General features: G+C 73.0%; 8 protein-coding genes. 3 read left to right on the top strand and 5 right to left on the bottom strand.

Annotated features, from left to right (window positions below; translation table 11 throughout):
- Positions 1–159 precede the first annotated feature (159 nt).
- Together sodN and ECOMGDLI_RS20030 are read right to left on the bottom strand one after the other, a co-directional pair.
- Complete coding sequence (gene sodN, locus ECOMGDLI_RS20035) at positions 160–567, bottom strand: superoxide dismutase, Ni (RefSeq protein ID WP_088287564.1); 408 nt, start codon at positions 565–567, stop codon at positions 160–162.
- A gap of 144 nt (positions 568–711) precedes the next feature.
- On the bottom strand, positions 712–1,083 hold the full coding sequence (locus ECOMGDLI_RS20030; protein ID WP_198955035.1) for a S24 family peptidase: 372 nt from the start codon (positions 1,081–1,083) through the stop codon (positions 712–714).
- A 256-nt stretch (positions 1,084–1,339) separates the two neighbouring features.
- On the opposite strand from ECOMGDLI_RS20030, the gene ECOMGDLI_RS20025 reads away from it, so the two are divergent.
- The 3 genes from ECOMGDLI_RS20025 to ECOMGDLI_RS20015 all read left to right on the top strand — a co-directional run bounded on the left by ECOMGDLI_RS20025 (position 1,340) and on the right by ECOMGDLI_RS20015 (position 4,225).
- Positions 1,340–2,581: an NADP-dependent malic enzyme gene (locus ECOMGDLI_RS20025; RefSeq protein ID WP_088318657.1), complete on the top strand. Its 1,242-nt coding sequence runs from the start codon at positions 1,340–1,342 to the stop codon at positions 2,579–2,581.
- Between the two features lie 142 nt (positions 2,582–2,723).
- Complete coding sequence (locus tag ECOMGDLI_RS20020) at positions 2,724–3,695, top strand: zinc-binding dehydrogenase (RefSeq protein ID WP_088318656.1); 972 nt, start codon at positions 2,724–2,726, stop codon at positions 3,693–3,695.
- Positions 3,692–4,225, top strand: coding sequence for a GNAT family N-acetyltransferase (locus tag ECOMGDLI_RS20015; protein WP_088318655.1), 534 nt, complete (start codon positions 3,692–3,694; stop codon positions 4,223–4,225). Before ECOMGDLI_RS20020 ends, ECOMGDLI_RS20015 begins: the two co-directional genes overlap by 4 nt.
- Before the next feature lie 45 nt (positions 4,226–4,270).
- Here ECOMGDLI_RS20015 and ECOMGDLI_RS20010 read toward each other — a convergent pair whose 3' ends face one another.
- The 3 genes from ECOMGDLI_RS20010 to ECOMGDLI_RS20000 all read right to left on the bottom strand — a co-directional run.
- Positions 4,271–4,909 (bottom strand): GDSL-type esterase/lipase family protein, encoded by a 639-nt coding sequence (locus ECOMGDLI_RS20010; RefSeq protein WP_088318658.1) that lies wholly within the window; start codon positions 4,907–4,909, stop codon positions 4,271–4,273.
- 88 nt (positions 4,910–4,997) lie between these two features.
- The gene (locus ECOMGDLI_RS35405) at positions 4,998–5,174 is read right to left on the bottom strand and encodes a DUF6104 family protein (protein ID WP_088281046.1); all 177 of its coding nucleotides are present in this window, start codon (positions 5,172–5,174) and stop codon (positions 4,998–5,000) included.
- Between the two features lie 586 nt (positions 5,175–5,760).
- On the bottom strand, positions 5,761–9,189 hold a 3,429-nt coding region (locus ECOMGDLI_RS20000), incomplete at its 5' end, for a multifunctional oxoglutarate decarboxylase/oxoglutarate dehydrogenase thiamine pyrophosphate-binding subunit/dihydrolipoyllysine-residue succinyltransferase subunit (RefSeq protein WP_143447813.1).

Raw genomic sequence — 9,189 nt, 5'->3', positions numbered from 1 at the left:
GCGAGGCGGGGGTGGCTGCGGGCTGCGACTCCGTCGTCATGCGGCGCACATTACCCGTCGGTAACCGCACGGGGGAGGCCCGGACGGGAGAGCGCCGGGCCAGACGCCGAACGGCGCCCCGGCCGCAGGGCCGGGGCGCCGTTCGGGGATCGGCGTGCGTCAGGCCTTCTTGGTCTCCCAGAAGATCTCCGCGATCTCGTCGATCTTGGCGAGGAGCTGGTCGGCGACGGCGACGTCGGTCGAACCCTTCGTGCCGCCTGCGCCCGCGAGCTTCGTCGCGTCGTTGAAGAGCTGGTGGAGCTGCGGGTACTTCTCGAAGTGCGGCGGCTTGAAGTAGTCCGTCCACAGCACCCAGAGGTGGTGCTTGACGAGGTCGCTGCGCTCTTCCTTGATGGCGATGGCCCGCGCCTTGAAGGTCTCGTCGTCGGAGGCGAGGAACTTCTCGATCGTGGCCTTGACCGACTGGGCCTCGATCTTGGCCTGGGCCGGGTCGTAGACGCCGCAGGGGAGGTCGCAGTGCGCGCTGACCTCGGTCCCCGCGAGGGCGTCGAGGAGACGCCTGAGCATCCCGTCACTCCCTTTCGTGGAACGTCGAAGATGATGTCTGGCTTGTGCGCGGCCCCTGGAGGGACCGACGCCGGTCACGCTACCTGCGTCCCCTGCACGGCGCATGGGCGCCACCCCCGAACCGGGGTGCGGCGCGGGCCCGGGTCAGCGTCGCGGCGCCGTCCGGAGCAGCCCCGGCCGCGGCCACAGGCGCGCGACGACGACGCCGAGCCGGTCACCGGCCGGGATCGACCCGACCTGCCAGGAGTCGACCCCCTCGGCCGGGTTGTCCCGCTCGACCCACCACCCGTCGGCATCGGTGTGGACGAGCCGCTTGACGGACGGCGGCCGGCCGCCGGGCAGGCGGACGACGACGAGCCGGCCGTCGCGGACCCGGCGGGTCGCCCCGGTGCCCGCCCGGACGAGCAGCCGGTCGCCGGGCCGCAGCGTCGGCAGCATCGACCGCGCCTGCGCTCCCAGGCGCACCAGGGCGAGGCCGCCGGGCAGCGGGAGCAGGTCGGGCGAGGCATTCGTCACGTGCCCATCGTCGCCCACGCTCTCGCGCGGCGCCGTCCGGTTGTGGCACAGTGTTGCCACGGGTGACCCCCGTTCTCCAGGTGTCAGCGACCACACCGTGTCGCGCACGCCGCGACCGCGAGGTCGCGCGACCGCAACCGAGTCGCCGATTCCTTCGTCGAGACACCACTCGACATCCCACCTTTCGCTTCGGCCGTCCGTCGTCGCCGTCCCGGCGCGCGCGGGGCGTCGCCGTCCTTCCTTCCTGGGGTCATCCATGTCTGCAGAGCCGCTCGATCTCGACGTCGCCTTCGAGGAGCTCACGAGCTCCCTCGCCACCCCGCACGACCCGGCCGCGGGCCGGCCCGACCCGAGCGACCCGGTGTTCGCGCTCCACGCGGGCGGCAAGCTCGAGGTCGTCCCGAGGTCGCCGCTGCGCGACCGCCGCGACCTGTCGCTCGCCTACACCCCTGGTGTCGCCGACGTGTCCCGCGCGATCGCCGCGAACCCGGGCCTGCTCGACGTCTACACCGGTCGCGGCAACACGGTGGCGGTCGTCTCCGACGGCACCGCCGTCCTCGGACTCGGCGACATCGGGCCCGGCGCCGCGATGCCCGTCATGGAGGGCAAGGCGTTGCTGTTCAAGCACTTCGCGGGCGTCGACGCCGTCCCGATCTGCCTCGCCACGACCGACGTCGACACGATCGTCGAGACGGTCGCGCTCATGGCGCCGACCTTCGGCGGCATCAACCTCGAGGACATCTCCGCGCCGCGCTGCTTCGAGATCGAGCGCCGGCTCCAGGAGCGGCTCGCGATGCCGGTCTTCCACGACGACCAGCACGGCACCGCCGTCGTCGTCCTCGCCGCCCTCATGAACGCCGCGAAGGTCATCGGTCGCGAGCTCACCGGGCTGCGGACGGTCATCAGCGGTGCGGGCGCCGCGGGCGTGGCCATCGCGGCGATCCTGCGCCGGGCGGGCGTCGAGGACGTCGTCGTGTGCGACAGCCGCGGCGTCGTCGAGCCGTCGCGCGACGACCTCAGCGAGGTCAAGAGCGAGCTCGCGGCCCGGACGAACCCGCGCCGCGTCACCGGCGGCATCGCCGACGCGCTGCGCGACGCGGACGTCTTCGTCGGGGTCTCCGGCGGCACGGTCCCCGAGGAGGTCGTCGCGACGATGGCCGCCGGCGGCGTCGTCTTCGCGCTCGCCAACCCCGACCCGGAGGTGCACCCGGACGTCGCGGGCCGGTACGCGGCGGTCGTCGGCACCGGGCGCAGCGACTTCCCCAACCAGATCAACAACGTCCTCGCCTTCCCGGGGATCTTCCGGGGCGCGCTCGACTGCCGGGCGACGCGGGTCACCGAGGGCATGAAGCTCGCGGCGGCCGAGGCGATCGCGGGCTGCGTCGGCGAGCCCACGGCGGGCGAGGTCGTGCCGAGCGTCTTCGACGAGCGGGTCGTCACCGCCGTCGCCCAGGCGGTCATGGCGGCGGCCCGCGCCGACGGTGTCGCCCGCGCCTGACCGCCCACGGAACCGGCCGCCGACCCGGCGGCCCCACGGCGAGACCCGAAGTCCCGCCTCAGGCACCCGGTCCGTACCGTTGCCCGGCCCAGAAGGCCGCCCGGACGGTGCGGACCGGGTGCCTGACCCGTAGATTGCGGCCATGCTCGCTGCCTACGCCGCCACGACCAGCCCCGACGACCCGCTGTCCGCCCTCGTCGTGGGCGAACGTCCGGCCCCGGAGGTCCCCGAGGGCTGGGCCCGGGTGCGGGTGCGTGCCGCCAGCCTGAACCACCACGACGTGTGGAGCCTGCGCGGGGTCGGCCTGCCCGCGGAGCGGCTCCCGATGATCCTCGGCTGCGACGCGGCCGGGCTCGACGACGAGGGCCGCGAGGTCGTCGTCCACGCCGTCATCGGCGACCCGGACTACCGCGGTGACGAGACGATGGACCCGAAGCGCTCGCTGCTCTCCGAGCGGTACCAGGGCACGCTCGCCGACGAGGTCGTCGTGCCGCGGCGCAACCTCGTGCCCAAGCCCGCGGCGCTGTCGTTGGAGGAGGCCGCCTGCCTGCCGACCGCGTGGCTGACCGCGTACCGGATGCTCTTCACCCAGTCCGGGCTGCAGCCCGGCTCGACGGTGCTCGTCCAGGGCGCCGGCGGCGGCGTCGCGACCGCGCTCATCGCGCTCGGCGCCGCGGCCGGGTACCGGGTCTGGGCGACGAGCCGGGACGAGGCCAAGCGGGCCAAGGCGATCGAGCTGGGGGCCGCGGCGGCGTTCGAGTCCGGGGCCCGGCTGCCCGAGCGGGTCGACGCCGTCATGGAGACCGTGGGCGCGGCGACCTGGGGGCACTCGGTGAAGTCGCTCAAGCAGGGCGGCACCGTCGTCATCTCCGGTGCGACGTCCGGCCCGAACCCGGCGGCGACCGAGCTCAACCGGATCTTCTTCCTCCAGCTGCGCGTCGTCGGCTCGACGATGGGCACGAAGGAGGAGCTCGAGCGGCTCATGCGGTTCTGCGAGCAGACCGGGGTGCGCCCGCTCGTCGACTCGGTGATGCCGCTCGAGGACGCCCGTGACGGCTTCGCGAAGATGGCGGCCGGGGACCTCGTCGGCAAGGTCGTCTTCACCCGGCCGTGACGGGTCCCGCCCGGGCCGAGGTCGTCGTCCGGACGGCGCGGCTCGCGCTCGTCGCGCTGCCCGGGCCGGACCTCGTCGCGGTCCGGGACAGGGTGCGCGCCGTCCTCGTCGACGACGGCGCCTGGGCGCCGGACTACCCGACGGACGGCGACGTCCTCATGGCCGGGCTGTCCCTGCGCGACGGCGCGGTCCCGACCGCCGAGGCGCCGTGGGGGCCGCTCCAGGTGCGGCTGCTCCGGGAGCCGGAGGCCGTGGACGTCGCCGTCGGCGGGATCGGCTTCAAGACCGCGCCGGACGCGGCGGGCGTCGTCGAGGTCGGGTACGGGCTCGCGCCGTCCGTGCACGGCGCCGGCTTCGCGACCGAGGCCCTCGCGGGCATGCTCGACCTCGCGCGCCGGCTCGGGCTGCGCGCCGTGACGGCCGAGACCGCCGTCACCAACGCCGCGAGCCGCCGGGTGCTCGAGAAGAACGGGTTCGGCCTGGTCGGCACCGAGGACGACGGCATGCTCTGGTGGCGCCGGGACCTGTGAGGCGCTGCGCCGGTCGCCGGTCTGGTCCTCGGTTCGGTCCTCGGTTCAGTCCTCGGCGACGCCGAGCCACTGGGCCCAGCCGTTGTGCAGCACGAGCCAGGCCATGAGGCCGTACCCGACCTGCCCGGGGTGCCGGCCGTCGCCGGCGGCCATGTCCGTGAGCCAGTCCTCGTGGTGGACGAGCGGGCGCCAGCAGTCGACGTAGGGCACCCGGCGGCGCAGGCAGACGTCCGCGAAGGCGTCGGAGAGCTCGGGCACGAGGTCCGCGTGCTGCGCCCGGTCGGCCGGTGGCGGCCCGACGACGAACACCGGCAGGTTGCGCGCGAGGCACTCGTCGAGCACGTTCGCGAGGTTGAGCCGCGACCGGGCGAGCGACATCCCGTCGGCGAGGTCGGCGTGCCCGAGCCCGATGACGAGCCGGAACGACTCCGGGTCGGCGTCGGCGAACCGGCGCCCGGTCTCCTCCCGCCAGCGGGCGAGCAGACCGGTCGTCGTCTCGCCGGGCACCCCGAGCGGGAAGAGCGTCACGAGGCTCTCGGTGCGCGACGTCCGCGCCCCGACCCGCCCCACCCAGCCGAGCGAGCGCGGGTCGCCGACGCCCGCGACGAAGTCGTCGCCGACGACGCAGACGCGCAGCTCAGGCGCCCGGGGGGCGTACCGCCCCGTGCCGTCCGTCGCCGTCATCGTCGTGCCGTCCTGTCCGGCCGGTCCCATGTCCGTCCCCCGATGTCTGTCCGTCCCCCGATGGTCGTCCGTTCCCCGAGGTGCGTGCTCACTCGTCCTCGTCGTCCAGACGCGCGAGCCACGTCGCGAGCCGTTCGACGGGGGTCTCGAACTCCGGGTTCAGGTCGACGAACTCACGCAGGCGCTCGGCCACCCAGGCGAGGCTGACCTCCTCCTCGCCCCGGCGGGTCTCGAGCTCCTCGATGCCGCGGTCGGTGAAGTACACGTCTCCTATTGTCGCCTGCCCCGGCCGTCCGCCCGCGCAGGGGCACACCCTTCTCGCCGTGCTTTGGTCTGCCAGCACCGGCGAGCCACGGGTGGGGCGGCACCGCGGCAGGGCCCGGACGCGCTGCGCCTGGTGCTTGCTCTGCCCTCACCTGTGAGGGTGGCGTCGTGGCCGGCCGGACGGCGGAGCGTCGCTGGGCCGTCGACCGGGCCGTCGACCGGGCCGACGTGCAGCCGTCGATGTCGCCGTCGATGTAGGGGTTCCGGGGTGATGACCCCGGCGTCCACACATCGATCGCTACATCCATCGACGAGTGCTCGACACCCTCACGAGTGAGGGCAGAGCAAGCATCGAGTGGGGGCTACCCCTGCGACGGTCTGGCTCGCTGGTGATGGCAGAGCAAAGCGCGCGCCACGGCGTCGTCGTCGGTCGGCGACACGCCGGGCGGGCTCCGGGGTGTCGGGCAGCAACGACGAACCTGTGGCGCGACCGGGCAGCCGTGTGGGGCGCGACCGGGCAGCGCAGCGGCGCCGGACCCTACGCGAAGGGTCCGGCGCCGCCGGGTGTGCGTGACGCGTCGGTCGGGTCAGCGGTCGAAGGACTGCTGCACGAGGCTGGCCTGCTCGGCCGCGTGCTTCTTCGACGAGCCGGCCGCGGGGGAGGCCGACGCCGGGCGGGAGACCCGCAGGAGCGGACGGCCGCCGAGGTGCTCGGGCAGGTTGAGCGCGATGAACGGCCACGGGCCCTGGTTGGCCGGCTCCTCCTGCACCCAGACGAGCTGGGCGTTCGGGAAGCGGTCGACCGCGTCGAGGACGGCGGCCGCGTCGAGCGGGTAGAGCTGCTCGAGGCGGACGATCGCCGTCCGGGTGTCGCCGCGCTTGGTGCGCTCGGCGAGCAGGTCCCAGTAGACCTTCCCCGAGCACAGGAGCACGCGGTCGACGTCCGAGGAGCGCAGGCTCGGGCCCTCGGGGATCACGGTGCGGAAGCCGCCGGTCGTGAAGTCCTCCACCGCGGACTGCGCCGTCTTGAGCCGCAGCATCGACTTCGGGGTGAAGACGACGAGCGGCCGGCGCGGCTGGGCGTACGCCTGGCGGCGCAGCAGGTGGAAGTGCGACGCGGGGGTCGACGGCATGGCGACCGTGATGTTGTTCTCGGCGCACATCTGCAGGTAGCGCTCGATACGGCCCGACGAGTGGTCCGGGCCCTGGCCCTCGAAGCCGTGCGGCAGGAGCAGGACGACCGATGAGCGCTGGCCCCACTTCTGCTCGGACGAGGAGATGAACTCGTCGACGATCGTCTGGGCGCCGTTGCCGAAGTCGCCGAACTGCGCCTCCCAGAGCACGAGGGCGTCCGGGCGCTCGACGGAGTACCCGTACTCGAAGCCCATCGCCGCGTACTCGGACAGGAGCGAGTCGTAGATCCAGAACTTGCCCTGCTCCTCGGCGAGGTTCGCCAGCGGCGTCCACTCGGTGCCGGTGAGCTTGTCCGTGAGGACGGCGTGCCGCTGCACGAACGTGCCGCGGCGGCTGTCCTGGCCGGCCATCCGGATCGAGGTGCCCTCGAGCAGCAGCGAACCGAACGCGAGGACCTCGCCGTAGCCCCAGTCGACGGCACCCTCGGTCGACATCGCCGCACGCTTCTCGAGCATCGGCATGAGCTTGGGGTGGACGACGAACCCGGGCGGCGGCGAGACGTGCGCGTCGCCGATCCGCTTGAGGACGGCCGGGTCGACCGCCGTCGGCCGGGGCGCCACGTGCTGGTTCGCGGCGGCCTGCTGCTGCGCGAGCGGCAGGTCCAGCCCCGCGGTGACGTCACCGGTCGGGGCCTGCGGGGTGTCGGTCGCCTCACGGGTCTCCGCGAAGACGCGCTCGAGCTGCTCCTGGTAGTCCCGCAGGGCGCGCTCGGCGTCCTCGACGGAGATGTCGCCGCGACCGATGAGGCCCTCGGTGTAGAGCTTGCGGACGCTGCGCTTGGCCTCGATGAGGTTGTACATGAGCGGCTGCGTCATCGAGGGGTCGTCGCCCTCGTTGTGGCCGCGGCGGCGGTAGCAGACCATGTCGATGACGACGTCCTTGTCGAACGCCATCCGGAACTCGAAGGCCAGCCGCGCGACGCGGACGCACGCCTCGGGGTCGTCGCCGTTCACGTGGAAGATCGGCGCCTGGATCATCCGGGCGACGTCGGTGCAGTACACGGACGAGCGCGACGACGCGGGCGCCGTCGTGAAGCCCACCTGGTTGTTGATGATGACGTGGACGGTGCCGCCCGTGCGGTACCCGCGCAGCTGCGACAGGTTGAGCGTCTCGGCGACGACCCCCTGGCCGGCGAACGCGGCGTCCCCGTGCATGAGCACCGGCAGCACGGAGAAGAACGCGCTGCCCCGGTTGAGCCGGTCCTGCTTGGCCCGGACGACGCCCTCGAGCACCGGGTTCACGGCCTCGAGGTGCGACGGGTTCGCCGCGAGGTAGACCCGGGTCTGCTCGCCGGTCTCGGCCGTGAAGGTGCCCTCGGTGCCGAGGTGGTACTTCACGTCGCCGGAGCCCTGGACCGACTTCGGGTCCTGGGTGCCCTCGAACTCGCGGAAGATCTGCCCGTAGCTCTTGCCGGCGATGTTCGCGAGCACGTTGAGCCGGCCGCGGTGCGGCATGCCGATGCAGACCTCGTCGAGGTCCGCGCGCGCGGCCTCGGACAGGACGGCGTCGAGCAGCGGGATGACGCTCTCGCCGCCCTCGAGGCTGAACCGCTTCTGCCCGACGAACTTCGTCTGCAGGAACGTCTCGAAGGCCTCGGCCGCGTTGAGCCGGCGCAGGATCCGCAGCTGCTCGTCCGGGGACGGCTTGGCGTACGGGTGCTCGATCCGGTCCTGGAGCCACTGCCGCTGCTCCGGGTCCTGGATGTGCATGTACTCGATGCCGACCGTGCGGCAGTAGGAGTCGCGCAGGACGCCGAGGATGTGGCGCAGCTTCATGACGGGCTTGCCGCCGAAGCCGCCGGTCGGGAACTCGCGGTCGAGGTCCCACAGCGTGAGGCCGTGGCTCGTGACGTCGAGGTCCGGGTGCCGGCGCTGCTTGTACTCCAGCGGGTCGGTGTCGGCCATGAGGTGGCCGCGGACCCGGTAGGCGTGGATGAGCTCCTGGACGCGCGCGGTCTTGTTGATCTCGTCGTCGTGCGAGACGGAGATGTCGCGGACCCAGCGGATCGGCTCGTAGGGGATCCGCAGCGCATGGAAGATCCGGTCCCAGAAGCCGTCGTCGCCGAGCAGCTTGCCGTGGACGACGCGCAGGAAGTCGCCGGACTGCGCGCCCTGGATGATCCGGTGGTCGTACGTCGACGTGAGCGTCATGATCTTGCTCACCGCGAGCCGGGCGAGGGTCTCCTCGGAGGCGCCCTGGTACTCGGCCGGGTAGTCCATCGCCCCGACGCCGATGATCGTGCCCTGGCCCTTCATGAGCCGCGGCACCGAGTGGTTGGTCCCGATCGTGCCCGGGTTCGTCAGGCTGAGCGTCGTGCCGGCGAAGTCGTCCGCGCCGAGCTTGCCGGTGCGGGCGCGGCGGATGACGTCCTCGTAGGCCGCCCAGAACTGGGCGAAGTCCATCGTCTCGCAGTGCTTGATGTTCGGGACGAGGAGCGAGCGGGTGCCGTCCGGCTTCGCGAGGTCGATCGCGATGCCGAGGTTGACGTGCGACGGCTTGAGGACGGCCGGCTTGCCCTCGGCGTCCTCGCCGAACGCGTAGTTCATCTCGGGCATCTGCGCGAGCGCCTCGACGAGCGCGAACCCGATGAGGTGGGTGAACGACACCTTGCCGCCGCGGGCGCGGGCGAGGTGGTTGTTGACGACGACCCGGTTGTCGATGAGCAGCTTCGCCGGGACGGCGCGCACGCTCGTCGCGGTCGGCAGCTCGAGGCTCGACTCCATGTTCGTCACGACGCGGGCCGCGGGGCCCTTGAGCCGGACGACGTCGATCTCGGCCGAGGCCGGCCGCGGGGCCGGGGTGTTCGTCGCGTCCCGCGGGAT

The sequence above is a fragment of the Kineosporia sp. R_H_3 genome, from assembly GCF_002198675.1.
GTDB lineage: Bacteria > Actinomycetota > Actinomycetes > Actinomycetales > Kineosporiaceae > R-H-3.
The sequence above is the reverse complement of the archived record's forward strand: the minus strand, read 5'-3'. Positions and strand labels throughout refer to the sequence as shown.

Bases quoted from the DNA above. Each gene is read 5' to 3' on its own strand.
- ECOMGDLI_RS20020 (WP_088318656.1), top strand. From the start codon at position 2,724: ATGCTCGCTGCCTACGCCGCCACGACCAGCCCCGACGACCCGCTGTCC.
- ECOMGDLI_RS20025 (WP_088318657.1), top strand. From the start codon at position 1,340: ATGTCTGCAGAGCCGCTCGATCTCGACGTCGCCTTCGAGGAGCTCACG.
- ECOMGDLI_RS20010 (WP_088318658.1), bottom strand. From the start codon at position 4,909: ATGACGGCGACGGACGGCACGGGGCGGTACGCCCCCCGGGCGCCTGAG.
- sodN (WP_088287564.1), bottom strand. From the start codon at position 567: ATGCTCAGGCGTCTCCTCGACGCCCTCGCGGGGACCGAGGTCAGCGCG.